This window comes from Curtobacterium pusillum, from assembly GCF_013359865.1.
In the GTDB taxonomy this organism is placed as follows: domain Bacteria; phylum Actinomycetota; class Actinomycetes; order Actinomycetales; family Microbacteriaceae; genus Curtobacterium; species Curtobacterium pusillum.
Window position 1 is genome coordinate 14,278 of sequence record NZ_JABMCE010000085.1, and the last position, 25,830, is coordinate 40,107.

Sequence of the window (25,830 nt, forward strand, 5' to 3'; positions counted from 1 at the left end):
TGGTGCGGACGCGACCAGCGCCTCCCGTCCGACCCGGGGCCGGCCCCGTCTACGGACGCTCGGTGTCGTCGAGCGGGGCGCCGGTGAGCGCCGAGAGGCGCTCCAGTCCGGCCTCGGCGACGAGCTGCCGTGCGAGCGGTCGGGCCCTGGCCACGGCCTCCCGCACGTCCACTCGCGTGACCTCGCCGTCGGCCAGGCTCAGCTCGCCGTCCACCCAGACGTCCTTCACCTCGTGGCTGCCGGCGACGAAGACGACGGCCTGGTACGGGTCGTGCACGTTCGCGAGGGTCGGGCTCTCGCCGTCGAAGACCACGAGGTCCGCCCGCTTGCCGGGCTCCAACGACCCGATCTCATGCTCCATCCGCAGCGCCTGCGCGCCGCCGATCGTGCCCATCTCGAACGCCTCGCGCGCGCTCATCGCCGTGGCCTGCAGATCGCGGATGCGGGCGAGGAGCGCTGCGGACTTCATCGCCTGCAGGAAGTCCTGCGAGTCGTTCGACGCCGGGCCGTCGACGCCGATCCCGACCGGGATGCCGAGCGCCCGCAGTTCCGCCACCGGAGCGATGCCGCTCGCCAGGATCCCGTTCGCGACCGGGTTGTGCGCCACCCCGACGCCGTTCGCCGCGTAGCGCTCCCGGTCATCCCGGTCCACCCACACGCTGTGCGCGGCGATCACCGGCACCCGGAACATGCCCGTCGCCTCGGCGTGGCCGACGACGGTCCTGCCCGTCCGCTGCCGTGCCGCGGTGACCTCCTCACGGACCTCGTGCACGTGCACGTGGATGCCGTGCCCGCCGTCGACCGCGTACCCGATGTGCTCGTCCCACGCGGCGTCGGTGTACCGGCCGATCGAGGACATGCCGACGCGGAACGTGCTGTACCGGCTGGCGTCGGCCGTTTCGCGGAGGGCGTCGAACTCCTCGAGGATCGGCGCCGGCCCGAACCCGCGGTCGACGTCGCCCGACCCGAACGACACCACGCCGCGCAGCCCGAGCTCCTCGAGCGCCTGCACCACACCGGGGGTCGCGGGTTCACCCGGGATCGGGTCCGAGCAGAACATGTCGTTCGCCGTGGTCACACCACTCCGGAGCATCTGGATGCCTTGCAGCATCGTCCCCGCGTACGCCTTGTCGCGGGTCATCACCGGGTTCACCCGCGAGATGAGCTCCTGCAGCCACTCCCAGAGCGTGTACTGCGAGCCGATCCCCGTGATGAGCCCCTCGCTGAAGTGCCCGTGCGTGTTCACGAAGCCGGGCGTCACGATGTCGTTCGCGCCGCCCCGGACCGTGGCCGCGGGATGTGCCGCGGCGAGGTCGGCGAACGTGCCGACGGCGGCGATGCGGTCGCCGTCCAGCAGGACGGCGCCGTCCCGGATGGCAGCGGGGGTGGCGGAGTCGTCGGGCGCGGCGGTGAGGACCCAGCCGGCGCGGATCAGCGTCTGTGACATGGGGCGAACCTAGGGGGCGCGTGTTCCGTGGGTGTTACCGTCGGGTTTCCCGGAGCGCCACGCCCGGGCTGTGGGAACGCGGCCCATGCGCTGGAGCTGCCGTCGGGCGTTCGTCGGTGCTCGTGCATCGGTGGCCGGGGGGGGGGCGCTCCTGATCGCGCTGGTCGGTAGAACGTCGCGCGCCGAAGTCGAGCAGTGAGACGAGTTCGATGGTCGAGTGATCTCCGACGCGCCGGGGGAGCCAGGCTCTGCACCCGTGAGCTTGGTCCGGCTCGATCTGCGCGGTGAACTCCGGCACCCGAATGATCCGTCGGGCGACGCTGCGCTGGTGATCGCAGGTCCCAGCGGGAGAGTCGACTCCGACCGGGCACGTGTGTTCGCGAAACACGGGTTCGTCGCGGAATCCATCCGCTGGTTCGGGGGCTCCGGGCAGCACGCCGGGTGCCGTGGGAGATCCCGGTGGAGTGCTTCTTCGATCGGGTCACTGCTCTGCAGTCGGTGAGCGATCGGGTGTGGGGTGGTGGGTACCTCGTTCGGTGCCGAGGCTGCGTTATTGAGCGGCGCGCACCACCACGTCCGTGGCTGGGGTGATCGCATTCGCTCCTACCGACGTGGTGTGGCCGCGGAACGACGAGGCAGGGATCGCACGCTCCCACTGGACCTCGACAGCGCGCACCGCATCGAGCTCCGTCGCCTCCACGCTGGCCGTACGACAACCATCATCACGAGAAAGGATGCGGGACACCGAACAGTCCCGGCGGGTCCGAAGAAGCAGACCATGCACTCGGCAGGGCGGCATGGCCCGCGATCGCTCAGAGCACCGCCTCGTAGAGGATCGTCCAACGGACTCGTTCCCGAGGATCGCGTAGACCGGACTCACGTTCATTCGGCTCGGGCTGTCGTCGCAGCGAACGTCGGCTCTGGTCGGCGCGAAGTACGAGTCGGCATTGCTGGTTACCGCAAAGTCGTTGAGGAGTTGTCGCGGCTGCCACCTGAGCGGCAGTACCGTCCGGGAACAGCCTGACCTGAGGCTGCGAGAACTTGACCCGAAGGCGACCCGATGGACAAGTACGACAGGCGACGGCTTCGCGCCCCCGCGTTCAAAAAGCATCTCCGCGATCAACTCAGCGACGAGCCCGTGCCGACAAGCCCGGCTCATGGCGCGCCGCTGTCCGAGTTCAGCCCCAACCTCGACACTCCCGCCGGTGCTTACCTCGGTGCGCCAGAAGCGAAGTGGGCGGAAGCGAGCCGGGGACGGGCCGGCACCGGCAGCCCGATCGCACAGCTCAACGGCGCGGCGAAGACGAGTGCCACGCGCGCGCACATCGCTGGCGGCTCGATAGCGAACGGCGGACCCGGGCAAGCCGGCGCTGAGCCAGCCCTGTTCAAGGTTGGGATGGCGAGCACGGGGCTGTCCCTTGCCGGCTGCGGTGTCGTGATCGGCTGCGAAGTCGCGCGCACGATCGGCCCGCACTTCCTGACGGCCCTGAGGCTGGCGAATCCTGACGTCCGCGACACCGAGCTCGAAGAGCGCGGCGGGTCCAAGGGGCAGGCCGCCGCGGTGCTCACGATGTCCGGGCCCACGGTCGTCGAACTTCCCTCAGAGGAGCAGGCGGCAGACACCATCATCATGCCCGTTGTCGGCGACGACGTGCACTACAGCCGCGGTTCCGGGTACCTCATCGGGCTGCAGGGCGTCGTCGTAGCGTCCGATGACGGGCAAGCCCTGCCGTCGGGGCTGCGGTACGTGCAGTTCGACGGTGAGGAGTGGCCAAAAGTCGTCGCTGTGACAGGTCTGGACCGGATTTAGCTGGCCTTCGTCGCGAGCAGGCTCTCAGCGCTGTTCTCCGTGCTTTGCGGATCGGCGACGCCCTCCACGGACCGGACGCGCACTTCCGCCTTCCGCCGATCGGAGTCTCCAGATCAGCCGTCCTGCGCGTCTCGACAGCCGATCGCTCGTTGGACAGGTCGATCGTGGAGCCCGTTGATGTCGAAGCGCTCTGCCAGGCGGTGGCCATCTCAGGAGACGGGTCAACCCCGTCGAGTCCAGGGCTACAGTCCGTACCTGTGGGACGTGGCGAGAGAGCGACCAGGCAGGTCCTCCGACTTCAGGCAGCAATGGGCGTTGTCCTCTGCCCTGTGGTGGGCATCGCACTCATCGTCATCGGAGCCGCGCGAGCCTCGAGTGGCGCCGCAAACGGCGGCTCGCTGTTCGGCTTCCTCGTACTCGTCGCGGTCCTGCTATTCGGAGGCACCTTCGTTTGCTGGCACCGATTCCGGACCCTCAGCCCGTTGGACGAGGACCGGAGAAGTGAGACTGACCGGTCGTCTCAATAGTCGATCGGCTACTGCGAGGGTTGGGCGGGTCACTTCTTGAGCGTGTAGTTACTTCCCGCTGTACACGGGGAATGCGCTCGAGTCGCCGTAGTCGCGCTCGTGCAGGTTGTGCAGCGTGGTCATGTCGTCGTCGGAGATGATGAAGTCGACCTGCGCGTTGGAAGCCATGTGCGCGGGCTTCGCGGTCTTCGGCAGCGAGGCAGTGCCGAGCTGCACGGTGTAGCGGATGCAGAGCTGCGCGACGGACACGTCGTACTTCTCGGCCATCGTCTTGAGGTCGGCGTTGTCGAGGACCTCGCCGTGCGCGATCGGCGAGTACGCCTCCACCTGGATGCCCTTGTCTGCGCAGAAGGCGAGCAGGTCCGTGGGGGTGTTCCCGGCGTGCACGAGCAACTGGTTCACGTGCGGGACGACGGTGCCGCCGTCGAGGATGTTCTGCAGGTCCTGCTCGAGGAAGTTCGACACACCGATCGCGCGAACCTTCCCTGCCTGCAGCGCTTCCTCGAGGGCGCGCCATGCGGCGAGGTTGCCCTCGGCGTAGTCGCCGCCTCGGAAGTCGTCCCAGGGTTGGGGCGCGTGGATGAGCATCAGGTCGACGTAGCCGATGTCGAGCTTCGCGAGGGACTCGTCGATCGCGGAGACCGCAGTGTCGTAGTCCTTGATCTCTGCGGCGAGCTTGGAGGACACGAACAGGTCCTCGCGGGGCACGCCGGAGGCGCGGACGCCCTTGCCGACGCCGTGCTCGTTGCCGTACGCCTGCGCGGTGTCGATGTTGCGGTAGCCGACGCCGATGGCGTCCCGAACGGCCTGCTCGGCTTCCGCGTCGTCCATCAGCCAGGTGCCGAGGCCGATCTTCGGGAGCTCGACCCCGTTGGAGAGGGTGTAGGTCTCGGTGAGGGTGCTCATGCTGCTTCTCCGTTCTTCGGCAGGGCGCTGTACACCTCGTCCGTGACGGGCTCGAGCCATTCGTTGCGGACGTTCTCGCCGGGCGTGATGAACGCCAGGTGCGAGAACCACGAATCGGCCTTCGCACCGTGCCAGTGCTTGGTGCCGGCCGGGACCCGGATCGCGGCGCCGGGCGTCATGCTGATCGGTTCTTCGCCCTCGGCCTGGTACCACCCAGACCCGGCCGTGCAGATCAGGACCTGGTCGCCGCCGCCGTTCTCACCGTGGTGGATGTGCCAGTTGTTCCGGCATGCCGGCTCGAAGGTGATGTTGTTCACGGGGACGCCGCCGTCGACGACGGGTGCGTTGTAGCTCTGCCCGGTGAAGTACTGCGCGAACGCGTCGTTCGTCGCGCCGGTCGGGAAGGGTTGCTGGAAGTCGGTCTGAGCCATGGGGTGCTCCGTCTCTGTGGGGTCGTGGTCAGTTGCCGTCGGCGCGGTCGCGTGGCGCGACCTCGATGGTCGCGGCTCTCGGGTCGGGTGCGGTCATCGGTGGGAGGTAGGGGCTGCCGGCGTACTTCGCCTCGAACGCGGCGTCGATCCGGTTGCCCAGGTCTGCATCGTCGACGGGGGCGAAGGCGACGTCGTGTTCGGCGCCGGCAGCGGTGATCTTTCCGGCGCGCTGTGCCACAGCGGCCTGGTACCACTTGCCGCGGGTGCCGTTCCAGGCGCGCACGAACACGCGGCCGTCGACGACGACGGACCAGATCCACGTCAACGTTCCGGTGGTCACGCCATCAGGTCGGTACGGGGCGATGTGGAAGTCGTCGGTGTCCGCGATCTGCTGCGCCGTCGTGGCGGGCCAGCTCGTCGCGCTCACTGGTCGTTCTCGACGATGTTCTTGAGCACCGCGGTCGCTCCCATGCCGTTGGGCCAGCCGGCGTAGAACGCCAGGTGCAGCAGGGCTTCCTTGAGCTCGTCGTCGGTGAGGCCGTTCTGGCGGGCGTAGGCGAGGTGGAACTGCAGCTGGTCGGTCTTGCCGAGCGCGGTCAGTGCTGCGATCGTCACGAGGCTGCGGTCTCGCTTGGACAGGTCGGGGCGCTCCCAAACCTCGTCGAAGAGGACCTTGTCCGTGTAGTGCGCCATCCCCGGGGCGAAGTCCCCGAAGGCGTCCTGCCCGCCTGTCCAGCCGGTGTGTTCGTCGTTCGCTGTCATCGTGCGTCCTTCCGTCGTCTTGCGTCGCCGGTCTCGATACGCGGTCCGTCCCCGGCCTGCTCGTTCGTCGCGACCCAGGTGGCGAGGAGCTTCAGGCGCTCCTCGGTGACGGAGCCCGGTACCGCGGTGTACATGAGCACGTTCAGTCCCGGCTCCCCCATCGGCTCCATCGCCTCGTACCGCATGTCGAGGTCACCGACGACCGGGTGGTGGAACTCCTTGACGCCGTTGGCGTGGTGCCGCACGTTGTGCGCACCCCACCTGATCCGGAACTCGTCGCTCAGGGTGCTCAGTTCCCCGACGAGGTCCTGCAGTGCTCTGTCGCCGGGGTCCCGACCGACCTCGGTACGGAGGATGGCGACGTTGATGTCGGCAGAGCGTTCCCACGATGGGTAGAACTCGGCGGCGAGGTCAGGTTGCAGGAACGTGAAGCGCGCCAGGTTCACCGGCCGCTCGGTCGACTGGTACAGGTCCCAGTAGAGGCCGCGGAACAGGGCGTTCTCCGCCAGGACGTCCAGCCGACCGTTGCGCGCGAACGCGGGGCCGGCGGTGTAGCCGTCGACCATCCACTGCACCGTTTCGCGCAGCGGCTTGGGCGCGGTGCGACGCTTCCGCATCGGGGAGGCGTTCGCCGTGCGGGCGAGATCGAACAGGTGCGCACGTTCGGCGTCGTCGAGCAGCAGAGCGTCCGCGATCGCGGTGAGGACGGCGTCCGATGCTCCGACCACGTGACCGCGCTCGAGCTTGGCGTAGTACTCCACACTGACGCCGGCGAGCATCGCGACCTCGTTTCGCCGCAGCCCCGGAACGCGCCGGTTGCTCCCTCCCGGAAGCGACACCTGCTCCGGCTGCACATGCGCTCGGCGGGTCGTGAGGAACTCCCGCACGTCGTCTCGAGTGGTCATGCCGGCCACGCTAACCGGCGCCCGTTCCCGGCGGGGTGCTCTCCCAGTACACCTTCCAGCACGGCCCCCTCGGTCACCTCGCGTCGGGTCTGCGTGCGTCCGGACGACAGCCGTCCCGCTCACGGCGCGGACGGCGGGCGGCGCGCTCGGTCGTGCTTTCGCTCCAGCGCCCGCAGCGTCACGAGCGGGATGAAGGTCACGGCGGCGAAGACGATCCCGGTGATCGGCGCCGCGGTCGGGCCGAGGTCCGTCCCGATCAAGCAGGCAGTGATCGCCGTGCCGATGGCGGTGCCTGCATTGAACATCGAGGTAGCCATCGCACTCGGGAGCGTGGGCGCGACACCGCCATGACCGACCGCGAGCGAGACCAGGACCGGGTTCGCGGACAGCCCGACGAGACCGAGGACCGCCACGAGGACGAACGTCGGGACCACGTGGTCGGCGAAGACGGTGAGACCCGCTGCGACCACAAGCGACCCACCGGTGGTGACGAGCGCTGTGCCGAACGGGCGGCGGTCGCCGGCACGTCCACCGAGGACGGAGCCGATGAGCGCGCCGGCGCCGAAGAGCAGCAGCGCGACCGGGACGAGGGCGCTGCTGATGCCGGTCCTGTCGGTCAGCAGCGGCGAGATGTAGCTGTACACGGAGAGCACCCCGGCGTTGACTCCCGCGCACGCCGCCAATGTGAGCCACAGCCTCCCGGACCTGAGCGATGCCAGCTCCCGTCTCGCGGACGGTTGCGCTCGGTCGGTGCGCTCCGCGGGGATCGCCGCGGCGACGGCGACGACCGCCGACGCGGCGAGGACGGCGAGACCCCAGAACGGTCCGCGCCACCCGATCACCTGGCCGCCGAACGCGCCGAGCGGAACACCGACGACGTTGGCGAGCATGCCGCCGCCGAGAACGATCCCGAGCGCGCGAGAACGGATGTCGACCGAGACGACGTGGGATGCCACGACGGCCGCGACGGCCCAGAACGCGCCGGTCGCGAGGGCGCTGACGAACCGGCTGACCAGGAGCAGCGCGAAACTGTCGGTGAGTGCCGCGCCGACGTGGCCGAGGGTGAACACGGCAAGAGCGAGCATCATCGTCGTCTTCCGTGGCAGCCGCAGCGTCAGCAGCGCCATCGTCGGTGCGCCGATGATCATCCCGACGGCGAACACCGTGATCGCCAGTCCGGCGTGCGCGACAGAGACGTCGAGGTCGCTGGCGACCTCGGGGAGGATGCCGGCGACCACGAACTCGCTGGTCCCCATGAGGAACGTCCCCGCAGTGAGCACCCAGATGGCTGCCGGCAATCTCCCGCTCGATGGGGATGACGAAGCGCTGGTGGGAGCGGGCGGAGTCTCAGGAGTGCGTTCACTCATGGGGAGCGCTGTCCTACTTTCGAGCCCGACGCGCGGCGATGGGCCCGGCGAGGAGCGTCAGGTCGGCCTTGCTGAGCCGGTCCGCGGCGTTCAGGTGGTGCCAGAACGGGTACGGCAGCTGCTGGGCGCTGATCGCGTCGAGCTTCCCGAGCTCCTCGGCGGTGAGCTGCAGGTCGGCAGCTGCAAGGTTGCCGCGCAGCTGGTCCTCATTGCGGGCACCGACGACGAGGGACGTGACGCCCGGCTTGGCGAGAAGCCACGCGAGCGAGACCTGCGCCGGGGTGGCGTCGTGGGCGTCAGCAATCGCGACGAGGTCCTCGACGATGTCGTACAGCTGCTCGGTGTCGTACACCGGGGGCTCGTTCCAGCCTTCGACGTGGCGGCTGCCGGCCGGCGCGTCGACGTCGCGGCGGTACTTGCCTGAGAGCAGACCGCCCGCGAGCGGGCTCCAGACGAGGATACCGATGCCCTGGTCGACCGCGACGGGGACGATCTCGTGCTCGATGTCGCGAGTCTGCAGCGAGTAGTGCACCTGCGTCGACACGAACGGGGTGAGCCCCTTCCGATCTGCGGTCCACAGCGCCTTCATCATGTGCCAAGCCGCGAAGTTCGAGACACCGATGTAGCGGACCTTGCCCCAATGGACGAGGTCGTCGAGCGCGGAAAGGGTCTCCTCGAGCGGGGTCTGTCCGTCCCACTCGTGCAGCTGGTACAGATCGAGGTGGTCCGTGCCGAGACGGGTGAGCGTGGCGTCGACGCTTCGGAGGATGTGGTGTCGGGACAGGCCGGCGTCGTTGGGGCCGTCGCCCATGGGCAGGCGCACCTTCGAGGCGACGAGGACGTCGTCACGGTTCGGTCCGAGTGCCTTGCCGAGGATCTCCTCGGACATGCCGGTGGAGTACACGTCGGCGGTGTCGAAGAGGTTCACGCCGGCGTCGCGGGCGATGTCGATCTCACGGCGGGCGCCGTCGACGTCGATCTTGCCGACGTTCTCGGCGAAGCCGGTGCCGCCGAAGCCCATCGTGCCGAGGGTGATGGTCGAGACGCGGAGGCCGCTGTTTCCTAGCTGTCGGTATTCCATGCCGCCCACGCTACGAAGCAGCCGACGTGGTTGGGAGGACGAACCAGAACCCCCCAGCCGGACGGGTCACCGCGTCGTGCTGAACTCCTGCGTCGCAGCCCAACTCGACAGCACTGCGAGCCGCTCCGCCGATGCCGTGCCCTCGTCGACCGTGTACGTCACGAGCAGCAAGCCGGGCTCTCCAGGCATCTCGAAACCGTCGAAGGTGACTTCCAGCGGACCGACGACGGGGTGGTTGAACACCTTCCGACCGGTGGTGTGTTCGTGGACGTCGTGGTCGGCCCAGTCCTGCCGGAACTGCGGACTCCGCGTCGCGAGCTCACCGATCAGCGCCGTCAGGTCCTCGTCCAGCGGGTCCCGGCCGGCGGACAGGCGCAGCATCGCGGCGGTCATGCGGCGTGCGAGCGGCCAGTCCGCGAAGTAGTCGCGGGCGCGCGGGTCGAGGAAGATGAACCGCGCCGTGTTCGGTTGCCCGTTCATCTCGAAGTGCGGTGAGTACAACGCCCGGCCCATCAGGTTCGACGCGAGCAGATCGTGCCGCTGGTTCTGCACGACGCCGGGCACCGCGAGGTTGTCGAGCATCCGCTGCACCGATGGGCGTACGCGCTGCGTCGAGGCAGCCGATGCCGACGGCTTCGGCACCACAGGGACCCGCCGGGCGAGGTCGAACAAGTGTTCCCGCTCCACATCCGAGAGCAGGAGCGCACCGGAGATGGCGGAGAGCACACTCTCCGAAGCGCCCTGGATCGCCCCACGCTCGAGGCGGGTGTAGTAGTCCGTGCTCAGCCCGGCGAGCGTTGCGACCTCCTGCCGCCGGAGCCCCGGAACGCGCCGATCGTCGGTGAACACCGGGAGCCCAACCTGATCAGGGGTGACGCGGGCGCGCCGGGAGACCAGGAACTCCTTGACCTCGTTCTTGCTCATGCGTCGACCCTACGGACGGTTCGCGCGGTGTGGGAGGTCGCGATCGGTCCCCTCAGGTGAACGCAACCGGCCTGCCCCGTTCGGCCGGCACCGGGGGCGGTGGACGCGACCAGGAGCAGGACGGGAGGCGCGGTGCGGGCCCGCACCGCGCCTCCCGTCCTGCTCCTGGTCCGTCAGCCGAGGGCGGCGACGTCCGGCGAGCCGGCTGCCGTGGCGACGTCTGCCGAGCCGGCTGTGAGCGCACCGCGGACCGATCCCCAGGCCGCCAACCGGGCCCTGATCGACTCGTCGCGTTCGGCCTCGAGCGCGGCGGCGTGCGCCTGTTCGAGCACCTCGTCGATGACGATGCGCCGCCCGGCGCGCGCCGACGCGATCGCCGCGTCCACCATCGTCAGGCTCATCACGTTCCCGTGCACCTCGCCGTCCGGGACCCCGCCCGAGCGGACCGCATGGACGAACGAGGCGAGCGCTCCCGCGATCGCGTCGCCGACGCTGCGTGCCACCGGCGGCGTGCCCGGGACGCCGTCGAGGTCGCTCCACGGGTCGTGGTCGCCGTCCCAGAGCGCGGTGCCCGCAGCACCGGACGCCCGCCAGTCGCCGTTCCACGAGGTCTCGGCGCCCGGCGCGCACCACGAGCCGTCGTACACGTACCGCACGTCGTCCTCGAACGTGAAGACGGCTGCCGCGGCGGCGTCGCCCCGGTACCAGGACCACGACGGGTTCCACGACTCGCAGTAGACGGACACCGGGTCGCGCTCGAGCACGTACCGCGCCGAGTCGAACGCGTGGATCGCCATGTCGAGCAGGAGCACGTCGTCCATCTCCTCGCGGAAGCCGCCGAAGTGCGGGGCCTTCGCGAACCGCGTACTCAGCCCGCCGACCGCACCGAGCCCGCGGACGTGCTGCCGGAACGCGACCAGCTGGTCGTTGTACCGCCGTGACTGCGACACCATGAAGAGCTTGCCGGTGGCCTCGGCGGCGGCCGCGAGCGAGAGGGCCTCGGCGACGGTCTGCGCGGCCGGCTTCTCACCGAGCACGGGTAGTCCGGCACGGAGGGCCTCGAGCGTGACCGGGTGGTGGGCGGCGGGCACGGTGATGTCGAGCACGGCTTCCGCACCGGTCTCCGCGGCCAGGGCGGTGAGGTCCGTGCCGACCGGGATCGTGGGGTCGCCGGCGTGGGCGGCGCCGGCCCGTGCCGCGTCGAGGTCGAGGTCGACGATGCCGACGAGCTCGACGTCCGGGTCGGCGGCGACGGTGCCGAGCCAGGCCCGTCCCATCCCGCCGGCGCCGACCTGGACGACGCGGAGGGTCACGCGTGCACCTCGTCGTCGACGGGTGCGTCGTCGAACGGGCCGCGGTAGTGCTGGCCGTCGAAGTACTCACCGAGCTCGTAGCGGCGCAGCGTCGGGATCTCCCGCTCGCGCTCGGGTCGCGCCCACTCGGCGGCGTTGGCGATCACGCGACGGACGTCCGGGTGGTGGTAGACGGGGAAGTCCTGGTCGCCGGGGGAGAAGTAGAAGATCTTCCCGAGACCGCGGCGGTACGTCATGCCGCTCCGGAACACCTCGCCACCGGTGAAGCCCGAGATGAACACGAGTTCGTCCGGCGTCGGCACGTCGAAGTACTCGCCGTACATCTCCTGCTCGGGGATGACGATCGGGTTGGGGACGCCACGCGTGATCGGGTGCTGCGGGTTCACGGTCCAGACGAGTTCCTGGTCGTGTTCGCTGCGCCACCGGAGCGTGCAGGTCGTGCCCATCAGCTTCCCGAAGATCTTCGACCAGTGGCCGGAGTGCAGGACCACGAGCCCCATGCCGGAGAGCACGTGCTTGTGCACGCGGTCCACGACGGCGTCGTCGACGTCCTGGTGTGCGGCGTGGCCCCACCATGTGAGGACGTCGGTCTCGGCGAGGACCTCGTCGGTGAGCCCGTGCTCGGGTTCCTGCATGGTGGCGGTGCGGACGACGGCGTCCGGCAGGTTCTCGCGGATGCCGTCGGCGATCGCGCCGTGCATGCCGTCCGGGTAGCGATCGGCGACGTGCTGCTCGACCTGCTCGTGGACGTTCTCGCCCCAGACGGTGATGCGGAGCGGGGTGGTGGTCATGGTGTGCCTTTCTGGCTGGGGTCGGGACAGGGGTCGGTCGGCGTCACTTGACGGCGCCGCCGAGCGCCCCCGCGGAGATGTACCGCTGGGCGACGATGAGGAGCACCGCGGCGGGCAGGGACGCCAGCACCGAGGTGGCCATCACCGGCCCCCAGTCCGTGACGTTCGAACCGATGTAGTTGTAGATGCCGAGGGTGATCGGGCGGACGGCGGTCGTCGACGTCAGGGTGAGCGCGATGAGGAAGTCCCCCCACGCGCCGAGGAACGTGAACAGTGCGGCCGTCACGATGGCGTTCCGGCTGATCGGCACGACGATCGAGACGAACGCGCGGAAGTCGTTCGCTCCGTCGACCAGTGCCGCCTCGACCAGGCTCGCCGGGATCGACTCCATGAACGCGCGCATGAGCAGCACGGCGAAGGGGACCTGGACGGCGCTGTCGGCGAGGATCAGCCCGAGGTAGCTGTTCAGCAGTCCGACGTTGTTGAACAGCGTGTACAGGGCGTTCGCGATGACGATCGCCGGGATCATCTGCGTGATGAGCAGCACCAGCAGGAACACGCGCGTGCCGCGCATCCGGAATCGGGCCAGGCCGTACGCGGCCGGGGTCGCGATGACGAGCGTCAGCACCACCGTGCCCAGGCCGATGATCATGCTCGACAGGAAGTTCTGCCCCTGCTGGGCGAACGCCGCCTGGTAGCCCGCGAAGGTCGGGTGGAACGGGAACCACGACGCCGTGGCCGCCCCGGACGTCGCCTGCAGACTGGTGTTCACCATCCAGTAGACGGGGAACACCATGATCGCCAGGAACAGGCAGCCCAGGACGGTGAGCGGAATCCCCTTGACGGAGCCGCGCGGGCGGCGGGCCTTCGTGGTCCGGGCGGTCGTGACCGCGCGGGTGGTGGTGATGTTGTCCGCGAGTCCGACGCTCATTCGTCGACCGCCTTCCTGGAAATCGCGATGTAGACCATCGCGAAGACGAACGAGACGACGATGAGCACGTTGCTCACGGCGGCTCCGATGCCGAACTGGAAGTTGATGAACGACTGGTGGTACGCGTTCGTGGCGAGCGTCTGGGTCGAATTCGCCGGGCCGCCGCCGGTGAGGCCGAGGATGATGTCGACGACCTTCAGCGTGTACACGACCCCGAGCACGATCACGACGCTCACGACCGACCGGATGCTCGGCCAGGTGATGTACCAGAAGGCCTTGAACCCCGTCGCGCCGTCGAGCGCTCCGGCCTCGTACAGCTCCGGCGGCACCGACTGCAGACCGCTGTACAGGATCGTCGTGTTGAACGGGATGCCGAGCCAGACGTTCACGCCGATGACGGCGATGAGCGCGAGGCTCGGGCTGACGAGCCATGGCACCGGTGCGATGCCGACCAGGCCGAGGAGCTGGTTCAGGGCTCCGCTGTCCTGGTCGAGCAGCCACTTCCAGACCGCGCTCGACGCGATCAGGGGCAGGAGCCACGGCAGCAGCAGCAGTCCGCGGAGGAACCCGGAGAGCGGGAAGTGCCGACGGAAGAACAGCGCCAGGCCCAGCCCGATCACGAACTGCAGGACGATCGACCCGGCGGTGAACAGCGCCGTGTTCACCACGCTCGTCGTGAAGACCGAGCTCTGGAACACCGCGATGTAGTTGCTGAGACCGACCCACGGGGCCTCGCCCGTGAAGAACGTCTTGGTGGTGTAGTCCTGGAAGGACATCAGGATGTTCTTCACGACCGGGTAGCCGAAGAACACGGCCACGAACAGCGCGGCCGGGACGACGAAGAGCCATCGGGTGATCCCGGACCGCAGGCGTGCGCGTCGCTGACCGGGGCGTGGCGGGGGTGGTGCGGGGACGGACGTACGGGTCCGTGGTGGGGTCTGTGTCGTGGCGCTCATACCGGAGCCGCTCCTCTCGTGGTGGGAGGGAGCCGACCGGATCGGCCGGCTCCCTCGTTGCACTACTGGTTCTGGGACTGCGCCTGCTGGAGCGCTGCCTCGGGATCGGCTTTGCCCGTGAGGGTGAGCTGGACGGCGGTGTAGATCTTCGTGGCGGCCTTCGGCCAGTCCGGTCCGAGCTCACCGGTGCGGGCACGAGCGGTCTTCACGGTGGTGACGAACGAGGCGACCTGCGGGTGGTCCGTCGCCCAGGCGGCCCCGACCTCGAGGTTCGTGGGTACGTTGCCGGTCACGCCCGCGATGACCTTCTGCATCTTCGCGGTGTTGAGGCACCCGACGAACTTGCCGGCGAGCTTCATGGTGTCCTTGTTGCCGGTCTGCGGGACGGTGAACGCCTCGCCGCCGAGCGGTGCGACGGTCTCCGAGCCGGTGGGGGTCGGGATCGGCACGCTGTCGAACTCGAGCCCCTTCTTGGCGTTCAGCGCCGGGAGCTGCCACGGGCCGTTGATCATCATCGCGGCCTTGCCGGCGAGGAACTGGTTGTTGACGTCGGCCTGCGCCCAGTTGATCGAGCTCTTCGACATGGAGCCGTCGCTCTGCAGGTCGTCGACGAGCTGGAGCGCCTGCGTCGCCTCGGGGGTGGCGATGTCCTTCTCGTCGCCGCCGTTCGACCACAGCAGCGGCAGGAACTGCCAGGTGCCCTCGTAGGTGTTGATGTTGCTCATCGCGAAGCCGTAGGTCGACCCCTTCGTGAGCTTCTTGGCCGCGGCCTTCAGCTCGTCCCACGTCTTGGGCGGCTGGACACCGGCGTCGGCGAGCAGCTTCTTGTTGTAGTAGAGCGCGATCGAGTTCGTGACCGGCTGCAGGCCGTAGAGCTTGCCCTTGTACGAGTTCGCCGCCTTCACCGCGGGCACGTCGCCCGAGGCGTCGAGTCCGTAGTCGCCGAGGTCAGACAGGGCGCCCGACTCGGCGATCTGCTGCACGTCGGGGTTGTCGAGCATGAGGACGTCGGGCAGGGTCCGCGACGACGCCTGCTGCAGCACCTTCGAGATGAGCCCGGCACCGGCGACGTGGTTGATGGTGACCTTCGCACCGACGGTCGCCGCGCACTTCTTGTAGATGGGGTTGTAGTTGGCGGCGTAGTAGTCCTCGATCGTGAGGGTCTTCCCGCCACCGGACGACGCCGTGCCGGACCCGGAGCACCCGGCGAGGACGAGGGGGACCGTCGCGAGCACCGCGACGGCGCCGACGAGGGCGCGGATCCGGCGTGACGGGGAGTGGAATCTTTGCTTCATTGCAAGGCTCTTCTCTTGACGGGTGCATGGGGGCAGGCGCGCAACCACGACTCCGCTGACGTCGTCGTCGCTGTGTCCTCGGTGCGAGAAACTAACAGAAAAGCGCTTCACCTGTAAAGCGCTTTTCTGAGTCGGTCCGGAGGCTAGGCTGATGGTCGTGGCAGCCGACGCCGAGCCGCCACCTGGCAGAACGTGACGAGGAGTCGGCATGGCAACGATGCAGCAGGTCGCCGACCGCGCTGGCGTCTCGATCGCCACGGTGTCCTTCGTCGTGAACGGCACCAAGTACGTCACCCCCGCGACGACCGCCCGGGTCCGTGCCGCGATGCGCGACCTGAATTTCCGCGGCAACGTCGTCGCCCGTGCCCTGGCGAGCCGTCGCACCCGGATCATCGCGCTGCTCTTCCCGACGACGGGGAACCGCTTCAGCCCGACCACCGCGCAGTTCTTCATGAGCGCCGCGGAGCGTGCGTCTGAGCGTGGCCACCACCTCGTGCTCTGGCCGGTCGACCCCGCTGGGGACGACCTCGACGACCTCGTCTCCGGTGGCCTCGTCGACGGCGTGATCGTCATGGAAGTGCGCATGGACGACCCTCGTGTCGCCGTCCTCACCAGCCTCGAGGTCCCGTTCACGCTCATCGGCCGCACCCGTGACAGCCGGGGCCTGCCGTTCGTCGACATCGACTTCGAGACCACGATCGTCTCGAGCATCGACCACCTCGAGTCGCTCGGCCACCGCCGGTTCGCCCTCGTGCTCGAGGACCTCGAGGGCACGCCGATGGCCGGCTATGCGCCGCACCTGCGGGCCCAGGCAACCTTCGAGCGGGTGATCGCCGAACGCGGGCTCGTCGGGCAGGTCGCCCCCGCCGGGGCAGGGAGCGACGGCGGGCGTGCCGCGGCGGAGGCGATCCTCGCAGCCGATCCTGACGTCACGGCGGTGCTCGTCATGAAGGACGACTCGTCGGCCGGGGTGCTCGTCGGCCTGTACGCGGCCGGGCGGCGGGTCCCCGAGGACGTCTCGGTGCTCAGCATCGCGTCGTCGGCGACGCACGCCGACCAGCACTACCCGCGGCTGTCGACGATGGTCGCACCCGGCCGAGAGCTCGGGATCCGCGCCGCCGACGCGCTCATCGACCAGCTCGACGGGGTCTCCGACGATCTCCCGCACTTCCTGCTGCCGTGCACCCTCCGGGTCGCCGAGTCGACGGGGCCCGCTCCGGTGTGACCCGCACCGCGGGAGCGACAGTGCACCGCCGGCGTTCCGCGGTGAACTGTCGCTCGCGGAGCACGCACGCGGTGGTCGGTGCGCGAGGTGGTGCGTGACCGGCCGGAGGCGATCGCGCGGAGTTCGCTGCCGACGGCGAAGGAGTAGCGCAACCGGTCGACCTGCGTGGTCCCGGTCCCGCTCACCCGCGTACCGCTCGACCCTCGGGTGACGTCTGGCCAGCCGGCTCCTGGCGCGAGGGCTCCTAGGGGAGCATCTGCTGGAACTGCGCTACAGCACGGATGACGCCGAAGACCCCGCCGATGACGACGACAGCGATGTACGTCCACAGCGGCCACATCGGTCTTCCCGGCGCGACCTTGCAGACCACCACGTACCGGCCGATGACGTAGACGATCGGGGACAGGAACGCCCACGGCCACCGGAACGGCCGAACGACACCGCGTCGCTTCAGCTCGCGGTGGTCGAAGTACGCGAGCAGGACATCAACGCCGTACAGGAGCACACTGACGCCTTGCACGAGGAAGTATCCGCCGGTGTAGACGGAGCGCGGATCCACGGTCCGAACGTGGCTGGGCCCGATGACCTCGAACCGGAAGTGCGGCTGGTAGACGAACAGCAGCGGCAGGGTGATGAGCGGCAGCAACGCCATCAGCCACACGAACACGGTGTCCGTCCGCACGCTGTCGGCGATGCGTGGACGAGGCATCTGCGCCGTCGGCGGCCCAACGTGTTGGGTCCACCCGGCGCCGTCCCACCACCGCGTCCCGTGTTGACCGGACGGGTCTGGATACCAGCCTGGCGGCGTCGCAGACGACATCGGAACTCCTCGAAGGTTGCGGGAGCGACGAGCTCCACAGCACTCGAACGTAGACCGGCGCTGCCCGGTTCGGTCCGCGCCGAAGGTGACGGATGGTCCAGGTTCGACCGGGACCACCGGCTGAGCGTCGGCTGCAACAGAAATTCTCGGCAGTGCCCATCGGGCAGACGTGGGCTTCTGGCGCCCGCTCGACGATCGCTCAGCGAGTCAGACGGACGACGTGAACGCTGGCACCGCCGAACGACTCCGTCTTCACCATGCCGTCGCGTTCGAATCGGTTGCGGCGGTAGAAGGCCTCGGCTCGGGGGTTGTTCTCAGCCATCCACAAGTACGCCGCGTCATCGCCGACGGCGGCGTCGAGCAATTGTTGGCCCGCTCCTGACCCGTAGGCCGCTGCGATCACGTAGATGCCCTCGAGCTCCCGCGCGGCGGGGGAGGATGAGTCCCGTCCGGCTCCCGCCGAAGCCCAACCGATGACCTTCTCGCCGTCGAGCGCGACGAACACGTCGGTGATCTCGTCATCGATGATCGACTTCCAGCCGGCCTCGCGCCGTTCCGTGTCGAGTGAAGAAAGGAAGGCTGCGGGCATCAGGTGCGCATAGGCCTCGCGCCAGGCCTGTACATGGACGGCTGCGATTCCGGCGGCATCGGACTCCCGTGCGGAACGGACGGACATGTGCGCCATACCGCCATTCCATCACCACTCGTTCGCTCGAGACCTCGATACGGCTCGTCCTGACCAACGCCCGATCGGCACCGCGTTGCTGTTCGTCGCATCTGACCCGCACGCCGATGGCTGCCGGGCAACGGGATCATCGATCTGGCAAGGAGGACTGACGAAGGCGGTTGTGATCCCGTGCCGCGGTTCACCCGGCGCATCGGCGAGCACACTCTCCTTGTGACCGCGTCGGCCCGCGACACCCCCGACGACTACGCCGAAGCGCTTTGGTCGAACTGTCAGCGAGTGCGGATCGTGAACTTCTCGAGGGTGAAGGTGCCATCCTGTGCGAACAGGCCGACTCGTCCGGTAGGCCGGTCGTAGAGACGCGTGCTCAACGCGGTGGCACCATCGATGACCGCGACGCAGATGTCGGCGTCGAGGTGCACTTCGATGCGATGCCGCCCCGGTGCCAGCTCGACGGAGCGCTCCAGTTCCACTGCGTGCGGCACGTCGCCGAGGATCTGCCACTGCTCCGTGCCGGTGCTGCCGCGCGGCCACCGGTCCAGCACCAGCCGGCTCCGATTCGGTTCGAGCCGGAGCGCGTAGCCCTCCTCGGCGTCGTCGTTGGTGCGCAGCAACACTCCGAGCGACTGCGTGTTGGCCGTGATGTGGACGTCGGCGACGATCAACGCTTCGGCGGGAAGCTCCGGTCCGAGCCATGACGCGTACCGGGTCTCCGCACCAGCACCAACCTCCCGTACTGCGCCGTTGAGCGGCTCGAACTCCTCAGTGATGTCGGTCTCGTGGGCGTACGCGGCTTTCACCGCGTCGGGCAGGTCAAACCGCAACGACCCGTCGGATCGCTGATGCGCCTGCAGCGCTGCCATGGTGCCGGCCCACTGCCACCGGCCCTCGTCACGGCGACCGTCCTTCGTCGCGATCCATCCGACGAAGTAGCGGTCCTCTCCGAGGGCGACCGTCTTCGCGGCGTAGAAGGCGCGTCCGTCGACGGTGTCGTCCGCTGGCGCGACCCATGGTCCGTCGGGGGATTTCGCCATGCGGTATCGCGTGCAGAACGAGTCGGAGAACTCCGAGTACACCAGGTACCACCACTCACCCCACTGGAACACATCGGGGCATTCCTGGGTGATGAACCGGTGCGGCTCCCAGAGTGGTTCGGCGTCGCGCCACGTCACCAGGTCATCAGACTCGAGCCGCGCGACCAGCCCGGAACGTCGGTAGGGCTCCTCACGTCGACGTGTGGCGAGGAGCATCTGCCAGGGCCGGTCAGCTGCCGGGCGGAACACGAAGGGGTCCCGCCAGTCTTCGGGCGAGTACTCGGCGAGCGCAGGGAAGTCCCAGTCGTGGTGCTTGGTCCAGTCGGTCAGATCACCCGTGGAGGTGGCATGACAGACGACCTGGGCATCCTTGAACCCACCATCAGCACCGGTTGTGATGCGAGGATTGTGGCCGGTGTAGAACAAGTGCAGCGTCCCAGCGTCGTCCCGAACGACGCTTCCGGTGTAGCAGTCGAAGTCGCTGGCGTCCGTGCCTCCGGATGGAAGCACCACGCCCTTGTCCTCGAACGTGACGAAGTCCGTTGTGGTGGCGGCGCCCCACGGCATCCCTGTCGAGCGCTCGAGCGGCGTGGCGTCGGGGCGCTCGTCAAGAAGGTAGAAGAGCCACGCCGTGCCGTCGCGCTCGAACGGGATGACGTCCCCGACGAAGCCGTTCGGGGGCTGGAAGTGGGTGCTGGGCGGGGGGATCACTCAGGTTCCTTCGGATCGAGGGGCAGCAAGCGAGCTGCGGGGTACGTATTCGCAGGGCACGAGGTGCCGGCCGGGCTGCTCCGTCTCTGCCAACAGCAGCGTCCCGGCGTCGTAACCCATCTGCTGGTGGGGGAGTGCGACCGTGGTCAGCGGCGGATGCATCTGATCGGCGAGGTCCGGCTGGTCGTCGAATCCGACGATGCTGATGTCCTCCGGGCACCGCAGACCGAGTGACTGCGCAGCCATCAACGCGCCGACCGCCATGCGGTCGTTGCCGCAGATGATCGCAGTCGGTCGTTCGTTCGCCAGCACACCCATCGCGAGGTCGTAGCCGGAGCCCACCTGGAACGTGCCGAACTGGATCCGGATCGTGGCCGGATCGATGTTGGCATCCGCAGCGGCGCTCTCGAGTCCACGCTTCCGCTCCCGACAGGCGTAGTCGTCCTCCGGACCGCCGAGGAATGCGACGTTCGTATGGCCTGCTGTGAAGACGGCGGCGGCGGCGTCGCGGCCGCCCTGGAACTCATCGGCCAGCACGGTCACGGCGGGTACGTCGCCGGGTGGGAAGCAGTTGACGAAGACGGTCGGGACGTTGTCGAGTCCGCCGACCGGGGTGACGTATTCGGGGCCCGGCGCTGCGTAGATGAGCCCTGCGACGCCCTGCTGCACGAGGTTCTCGACTGCCGCCTTGCCGCCGTCCGTGGTCGGCGCGGTCTCGACCACGAAGCACACGTACCCGGCTTCCTGGACTGCTTGCTGCACGCCGAGAACGATGTGGCCAGCGTACGGCTGAGAAACGAGCCGGTCCGCGATGACACCGACCGTGTACGACCGGTTCGACCGCAACGACTGCGCTGCGCGGTTCGGCTGGAAGTTCAACTCCTTCGCGGCCTCGAGGACGCGGCTGCGCGTCTCGGCCGCGATGGAGACATCGCGGCGGTCGTTCAGCACGAACGACACGGTGGGCTGCGATACGCCTGCGTGGCGTGCAACGTCCTTCATCGTGACGCGATGCGGCTGCGCTGCTGTCCGCTTACGGCTCGCCATCGACCCTCCTTCGTCATCATCATCATGCCAGAAGCAAATACGTATTGCGTGACCTGCGACCGGTGTGTACGCTCGGCCTGCAAATACGTATTGGCCCCGACCTAGCGGGGCCACGATCGCTCAGAGAGGAGCGACCCATGGCGAACGGATTCGGTACTCCAATCGACCGGCGCACGCTGTTCAAGTTCGGTGGTGCCGGGCTCGCCCTGGCCAGCATCGGATCGCTGGCCGCGTGCTCGACCACTGGTGGAGGGGGCAGCGGCTCGGGGACGGTGAAGATGCTCTACTTCGGTGAGCAGAGCGCCGCCACCGCTCTGCAGAAGGCGATCGAGCCGAAGATCAAGCAGCTGGACAAGAAAGCCAGCCTGCAGGTCACGGCGATCAACGGCACCGACTGGAACGACTTCCTTGCGAAGGTGCTGACGCAGATCGCGTCCGGGGATGTCCCGGACATCGTCAGCGTGGCGACCGAAGGCCAGCAGCTCCTGGCGTCGAAGAATCTGCTGACCCCGCTCGACGACTACGTCACGAAGAACCTGTCGGACCTGCACAAGTACTTCACCGGCGCGCACCCGGCGCTGATCGAGTCGACGATGTACGAGGGGCACCTCTACACGCTGCCCGACAGCTTCAACGCGGGCAGCATGTTCTACTCGACCGATCTGTTCACCAAGGCCGGCCTGTCCCGGCCCGCAGCCACCTGGTCGATGGACGACTTCCACTCGTCGACGGAGAGCCTCGCGAAGCTCGGCGGTGGCACCTACGCGTTCGACTGGGTGGTTCGCCTCTGGGGCAGCTGGACTTCGTTCCTCTACGCGAACGACGGGAACCTCCTCGAGGAGGGCAAGTACTCCGGCGGCGACTGGCTGTGGAAGAGCAAGGCGTTCTCGGACAACCCGATCGGTGTCTCCGGCCGTAAGGGCGGTTGGAAGTGGGGGGACCCCACCGCGAACTCCGACGCGGCCGTCGAGGCACTCCAGTACGTCATCGACCTGCAGAAGTCCGGTGCGTCGCCTTCGCCTGACGTCGGCGGCGGCGGCACCCTGCAGGGGCTCATGGCATCCGGCCGGATCGGCATGACCATCGGCGGTGGCTTCTGGGCCGGTGGTCTCCACAACGCGGGGATGAAGAACGGCAGCTTCGACGTGGTGCAGTTCCCGACATGGAAGAGCAACAAGTCGCTCTTCGGCGCCGGCGGATACGGCATCTTCAACTCCTCGAAGCAGAAGGATCTCGCGTTCGAGGTGGTCAAGCTCATGGTGCAACCCGAGAGCTTCGACGCGCTGTGGCCGGGCAACGTCACCACTCCGGCGCAGAAGTCGCTGATGACCGCGGAGCGGTACGCCACGACCGGGCCGGCCCACTGGTCGGTGTTCTACGACCAGCTCGACAACTCGGTGCCGATCTCGGCACCGCCGTACTACAACGCGCTCGCGACGGCACTCAACCAGCGCACCACGCAGGCGATCTCCTCCGGAAACGCGAAGAAGGCGCTCGACGGCATGCAGGCCGACATCGAGAAGGCCGCTGCGCAGGCTTCGTGATGACAGCAGCAACAGAAACGCGCGTCCGGCGGGCTGCCAAGGTCGCAGCCCGCCGGCCGGCGGCCAAGCGCGCCCGCCGTCGTGAGTCCACGTTCGGCTACCTGATGATCGGGCTCGCGGTGGTCTTCGTCGCCGTGTTCACCCTCATCCCCATCCTCGCCTCGCTCGGGCTGTCCTTCACGTCCTGGGACGTGATCAGCAGCCCGAAGTGGGTCGGCTTCGACAATTACGAGCGTCTGTTCACCGATGGGCCGGTGCTGGCGTCCTTCGGGGTCACCGTCCTGCTCGCCCTCGCGATCGTGGTGCTGCAGATCTCGCTCGGCCTGCTGTTGGCCGTCTTGGCGAACAACCGGAAGCACAACGCGACACGAGTGTTCTTCCGCACCTCGTTCTACCTGCCGTTGCTGGCGTCGACAGCAGCCGTGTCGATCTTCATGGGCTACATCTTCGACACGAAGTTCGGGCTCATCAACTACTACCTCAACGAGATCGGTCTGCCCGGAGCGCACTGGCTCAACGACCCGTTCTGGGCGAAGGTCACGATCGTGATGGTCGTGGTCTGGCAGCAGGTCGGCTTCACGTTCGTGCTGTTCGTCGCCGCGTTGATGGCTGTGCCGGTCGATGTGCAAGAAGCAGCCGCGATCGACGGCGCCGGCCCATGGCGGACGCTGTTCCGGATCAAGATCCCGCTCATCAGCCCGACGATCCTGTTCGCCACGGTCATCGCCATGATCAACGCGATGCAGCTGTTCGATCAGCCGTTCATCATGACCAAGGGCGGGCCAGGTACCGCAACCACCACGGCCACCATCTCCATGTACCAGGCCGGATTCCAGAACCTGCAGTTCGGGTTCGCCTCCGCCATCGCGATCCTGCTGCTGGTCATCATCGGCATCATCACCGCGATGCAGTTCATCGCAGCCCGAAAGCTGGTGTTCTACCAATGACGACCACAGACACCCTCAACCCGCTGCACGCACCGGAGACATTGGCCCAGCCGAGCGTGGACCACATCGTTCGGCGGCGGAAGCCCGTCGCGAAGGTGGGAAGCGTCATCGGGATGATCATCCTGATCATCGCCGTGGTGTTCGCACTCGGACCGCTGCTGTGGACGCTGACGACGTCGCTGCGCACGCCGGCGGAATCGTTCAACAACCCGCCGCAGTGGCTGCCGCTGTCCTGGGACTTCAGCAACTACGCCGCGGTGTTCAACCAGATCCCGATCGGACAGTTTTTCGTCAACAGCGTCATCGTCACGCTGCTGATCGTCGTCGGGCAGACCATCACCTGCACCCTGTCCGGGTACGCCTTCGCGATGATCAGCTTCCCGGGCAAGAACACGATCTTCGGGATCTTCCTCGCCACGATGATGGTGCCGATCCAGACGATCATCATCCCCGTCTTCGTCATCCTGAAGGACATGGGGCTGACCGGCTCCATCGCTTCCCTCATCGTCCCCGCCCTCGGCAGTGCATTCGGTACGTTCCTCATGCGGCAGTACTTCCTGCAGATGCCGAACGAGCTCGGTGAAGCGGCCCGCATCGACGGTGCCAGCCAGTTCGGGGTGTTCTGGCACGTCTACTCGAGGATGGCAAGCCCGGCGATCGCGACACTGGCGATCCTCAACTTCTCCGGCTTCTGGGCCGAGTACTACCGGCCGCTGATCTTCCTCAACCAGCAGAACACGTTCACCCTTCCGCTGGGCCTGGTCGGGCTGCAGGGGAATCTCGGCACCGGATCGATCTCCGTCGTCCTCGCAGGCGTGGTACTCACGATGATCCCGAGCGTGCTGCTGTTCATCTTCGCCCAGCGCTACTTCATCGAAGGCGTCACGGCTGGATCCTCCCGATGACCGACATCCGCACCATGCCCGCAGCACTCCAGAAAGCAGCACCGACCGTGACCGCCGCTGATCACCACCTCCCGCAATTCCACGTCCGGCTGCCCCGCGGCTACGTCAACGACCCGAACGGCCCGATCGACATCGGCGGGCAGGCGCACCTGTACTTCCAGTCCCGGCCCCGCGTCGATCTCGCGATCCCGGTCGAGTGGGGACACGCCACCAGCGACGACCTCGTGCACTGGACCCTGCACCGGCCGGCCATCGTCCCCGTCCCCGGGGGCGCCGACTCCGGCGGGGCATGGTCGGGCAACACGGTGCTGCACGACGGGACGGTCCGCGCCTACTACTCAGGGAAGGTCGACCACAGCCCCTTCCAATCGGTACTCCTCGCCGAATCCACCGACGGAGGCAACACGTACGGACCTCCCGTCCAGGTCGTCACGGACCCGTCGGTCGACGAAGCGATCACCATGTTCCGCGATCCGTTCGTCTGGCAGGACGGTGACGGCTGGTCGATGGCCGTTGGAGCAGCGGCAGCCGATCAGACGGCTTCCGTCCGTCACTACCGCTCCGCGGATGGCCTCAGTTGGGCATTCGTCGGTGACCTGGTCGCGATGTCCCGCAACACGGTCGACGGCATCGACACCGGCGAAGGGTGGGAGTGCCCGCAGATCCTCACACTCGATGGCGTCGACGTCGCCATCGTGGCGTCCTGGTCGCATGCCGACGGGCCGGGCGATGTGATCGCCATCCCGCTGACCGGCGCTCCTCTGCCGGTCAAGGTGGATGACGGGCAGCACTTCTACGCGGCGTCCGTGATGCGAACGAGCTCCTGGGGCCCCGTGCTGTTCGGGTGGATCAGAGAAGGCCGTATCGAACAGTGGACGGAACAAGCCGGCTGGTCGGGTGCGATCTCACTCCCTCGACGGACCTGGTTGCACGGCGGGCGCCTCGCGAGCGAACCGCATCCGGTGCTCGAATCGCTCCGGATCGGTTCCGGACAACGTGGCCAGGGCGCAACGATCGGTTCGCAGGTCGAGATCGTGCTTCCCGTCGCCGTCACGGGGCGCATCCGGCTCCGGTTCTCCGAAGCCGAGTACCTCGACGTCAACATCGACCTCGAAGCTGACATCCTCACCGTCGACCGGGCCCATGCCAGCACGGATCATCGCGCTGACCCGAGTCCCGCGGTGGTCTCTGCTCCCTTCGACCGGTCCGCTGATCGACCCGCAGTGCGACTGCTGTTGGACGGGTCCATCGTCGAGGTGTTCACCAGTGCCGGCCGCTCCGTCACGACGCGGGTCTACCCCACGCAGGCTCCGCCGTGGACCGTGGAAGCGCCCGCTCAAGCGCTGGTCTGGGAGCTCGAACGTGCCGTTGCCACGGTGCCTGCCCACGACACGAACATCCCTGCGGGAACCGTTTCGTCGTAATGCGCCGTACGAGCAGACGGCAACGACGATTCGTTCTCGAAC

Annotated in this window: 24 protein-coding genes and 1 pseudogene; 6 read left to right on the plus strand and 19 right to left on the minus strand. The window is 68.0% G+C overall.

The window, feature by feature from the left end:
- Window positions 1–49: 49 nt before the first annotated feature.
- Entirely contained in the window at window positions 50–1,447 is a 1,398-nt protein-coding gene (locus HP507_RS14805) for an amidohydrolase family protein (protein ID WP_175352564.1), read from the minus strand.
- Window positions 1,448–2,507: 1,060 nt separating this feature from the next.
- Here HP507_RS14805 and HP507_RS14810 point away from each other — a divergent pair.
- Window positions 2,508–3,257, plus strand: a complete 750-nt coding sequence (locus HP507_RS14810; protein WP_175352565.1) for a hypothetical protein — start codon at window positions 2,508–2,510, stop codon at window positions 3,255–3,257.
- Window positions 3,258–3,832: 575 nt separating this feature from the next.
- Here HP507_RS14810 and HP507_RS14815 read toward each other — a convergent pair.
- From HP507_RS14815 to HP507_RS14875, 13 genes are all read right to left on the minus strand, one after another.
- Window positions 3,833–4,690 carry an aldo/keto reductase gene (locus HP507_RS14815; RefSeq protein WP_175352566.1) on the minus strand — a complete coding sequence of 286 codons (858 nt, stop codon included), beginning with the start codon at window positions 4,688–4,690 and terminating at the stop codon, window positions 3,833–3,835.
- Window positions 4,687–5,121 (minus strand): cupin domain-containing protein, encoded by a 435-nt coding sequence (locus HP507_RS14820; RefSeq protein ID WP_175352567.1) that lies wholly within the window; start codon window positions 5,119–5,121, stop codon window positions 4,687–4,689. The genes HP507_RS14815 and HP507_RS14820 overlap by 4 nt, the downstream gene beginning before the upstream one ends.
- A gap of 28 nt (window positions 5,122–5,149) precedes the next feature.
- Complete coding sequence (locus HP507_RS14825) at window positions 5,150–5,548, minus strand: DUF2255 family protein (protein WP_175352568.1); 399 nt, start codon at window positions 5,546–5,548, stop codon at window positions 5,150–5,152.
- Window positions 5,545–5,883 (minus strand): carboxymuconolactone decarboxylase family protein, encoded by a 339-nt coding sequence (locus HP507_RS14830; protein WP_175352569.1) that lies wholly within the window; start codon window positions 5,881–5,883, stop codon window positions 5,545–5,547. Before HP507_RS14830 ends, HP507_RS14825 begins: the two co-directional genes overlap by 4 nt.
- Entirely contained in the window at window positions 5,880–6,788 is a 909-nt protein-coding gene (locus HP507_RS14835; RefSeq protein WP_175352570.1) for a helix-turn-helix transcriptional regulator, read from the minus strand. The genes HP507_RS14830 and HP507_RS14835 overlap by 4 nt, the downstream gene beginning before the upstream one ends.
- 119 nt (window positions 6,789–6,907) lie before the next feature.
- Window positions 6,908–8,086, minus strand: a complete 1,179-nt coding sequence (locus tag HP507_RS14840) for an MFS transporter (protein WP_254701153.1) — start codon at window positions 8,084–8,086, stop codon at window positions 6,908–6,910.
- An 82-nt stretch (window positions 8,087–8,168) separates the two neighbouring features.
- The gene (locus tag HP507_RS14845; RefSeq protein ID WP_175352572.1) at window positions 8,169–9,236 is read right to left on the minus strand and encodes an aldo/keto reductase; all 1,068 of its coding nucleotides are present in this window, start codon (window positions 9,234–9,236) and stop codon (window positions 8,169–8,171) included.
- 66 nt (window positions 9,237–9,302) lie between these two features.
- Window positions 9,303–10,160, minus strand: coding sequence for a helix-turn-helix transcriptional regulator (locus HP507_RS14850; RefSeq protein WP_175352573.1), 858 nt, complete (start codon window positions 10,158–10,160; stop codon window positions 9,303–9,305).
- Window positions 10,161–10,333: 173 nt separating this feature from the next.
- A complete protein-coding gene (locus HP507_RS14855; protein ID WP_175352574.1) occupies window positions 10,334–11,473 on the minus strand; it encodes a Gfo/Idh/MocA family protein in 1,140 nt (379 codons plus the stop codon).
- Window positions 11,470–12,264, minus strand: coding sequence for a ThuA domain-containing protein (locus HP507_RS14860; RefSeq protein ID WP_175352575.1), 795 nt, complete (start codon window positions 12,262–12,264; stop codon window positions 11,470–11,472). Before HP507_RS14860 ends, HP507_RS14855 begins: the two co-directional genes overlap by 4 nt.
- Before the next feature lie 43 nt (window positions 12,265–12,307).
- Entirely contained in the window at window positions 12,308–13,195 is an 888-nt protein-coding gene (locus HP507_RS14865; protein WP_175352576.1) for a carbohydrate ABC transporter permease, read from the minus strand.
- Entirely contained in the window at window positions 13,192–14,151 is a 960-nt protein-coding gene (locus HP507_RS14870) for a carbohydrate ABC transporter permease (RefSeq protein ID WP_246328474.1), read from the minus strand. Before HP507_RS14870 ends, HP507_RS14865 begins: the two co-directional genes overlap by 4 nt.
- 62 nt (window positions 14,152–14,213) lie before the next feature.
- Window positions 14,214–15,446 carry a sugar ABC transporter substrate-binding protein gene (locus HP507_RS14875; protein WP_175352577.1) on the minus strand — a complete coding sequence of 411 codons (1,233 nt, stop codon included), beginning with the start codon at window positions 15,444–15,446 and terminating at the stop codon, window positions 14,214–14,216.
- Window positions 15,447–15,654: 208 nt separating this feature from the next.
- On the opposite strand from HP507_RS14875, the gene HP507_RS14880 reads away from it, so the two are divergent.
- Window positions 15,655–16,671 carry a LacI family DNA-binding transcriptional regulator gene (locus HP507_RS14880; RefSeq protein ID WP_175352578.1) on the plus strand — a complete coding sequence of 339 codons (1,017 nt, stop codon included), beginning with the start codon at window positions 15,655–15,657 and terminating at the stop codon, window positions 16,669–16,671.
- Between the two features lie 244 nt (window positions 16,672–16,915).
- On the opposite strand, the gene HP507_RS14885 is transcribed toward HP507_RS14880, so the two are convergent.
- The 5 genes and pseudogenes from HP507_RS14885 to HP507_RS14900 form a co-directional block, all read right to left on the minus strand.
- Entirely contained in the window at window positions 16,916–17,380 is a 465-nt protein-coding gene (locus HP507_RS14885) for a DUF2510 domain-containing protein (RefSeq protein WP_254701154.1), read from the minus strand.
- Window positions 17,381–17,386: 6 nt separating this feature from the next.
- Window positions 17,387–17,491 (minus strand): annotated as a pseudogene (locus HP507_RS18575) (DUF2510 domain-containing protein); the annotation flags it as partial.
- A 199-nt stretch (window positions 17,492–17,690) separates the two neighbouring features.
- Window positions 17,691–18,176 carry a GNAT family N-acetyltransferase gene (locus HP507_RS14890; protein WP_175352580.1) on the minus strand — a complete coding sequence of 162 codons (486 nt, stop codon included), beginning with the start codon at window positions 18,174–18,176 and terminating at the stop codon, window positions 17,691–17,693.
- Between the two features lie 272 nt (window positions 18,177–18,448).
- Complete coding sequence (locus HP507_RS14895) at window positions 18,449–19,921, minus strand: glycoside hydrolase family protein (protein WP_175352581.1); 1,473 nt, start codon at window positions 19,919–19,921, stop codon at window positions 18,449–18,451.
- Window positions 19,922–21,082, minus strand: a complete 1,161-nt coding sequence (locus HP507_RS14900; protein WP_271207259.1) for a LacI family DNA-binding transcriptional regulator — start codon at window positions 21,080–21,082, stop codon at window positions 19,922–19,924. It lies immediately after the preceding gene.
- Between the two features lie 23 nt (window positions 21,083–21,105).
- Here HP507_RS14900 and HP507_RS14905 point away from each other — a divergent pair, with 23 nt between their 5' ends.
- The 4 genes from HP507_RS14905 to HP507_RS14920 are packed head-to-tail and all read left to right on the plus strand — an operon-like array spanning window position 21,106 to window position 25,788.
- Window positions 21,106–22,512: an ABC transporter substrate-binding protein gene (locus HP507_RS14905; protein WP_175352582.1), complete on the plus strand. Its 1,407-nt coding sequence runs from the start codon at window positions 21,106–21,108 to the stop codon at window positions 22,510–22,512.
- The gene (locus HP507_RS14910) at window positions 22,512–23,459 is read left to right on the plus strand and encodes a carbohydrate ABC transporter permease (protein ID WP_175352583.1); all 948 of its coding nucleotides are present in this window, start codon (window positions 22,512–22,514) and stop codon (window positions 23,457–23,459) included. Before HP507_RS14905 ends, HP507_RS14910 begins: the two co-directional genes overlap by 1 nt.
- Window positions 23,456–24,364 carry a carbohydrate ABC transporter permease gene (locus HP507_RS14915; protein ID WP_175352584.1) on the plus strand — a complete coding sequence of 303 codons (909 nt, stop codon included), beginning with the start codon at window positions 23,456–23,458 and terminating at the stop codon, window positions 24,362–24,364. The genes HP507_RS14910 and HP507_RS14915 overlap by 4 nt, the downstream gene beginning before the upstream one ends.
- The gene (locus HP507_RS14920; protein ID WP_175352585.1) at window positions 24,361–25,788 is read left to right on the plus strand and encodes a glycoside hydrolase family 32 protein; all 1,428 of its coding nucleotides are present in this window, start codon (window positions 24,361–24,363) and stop codon (window positions 25,786–25,788) included. Before HP507_RS14915 ends, HP507_RS14920 begins: the two co-directional genes overlap by 4 nt.
- Window positions 25,789–25,830 lie beyond the last annotated feature (42 nt).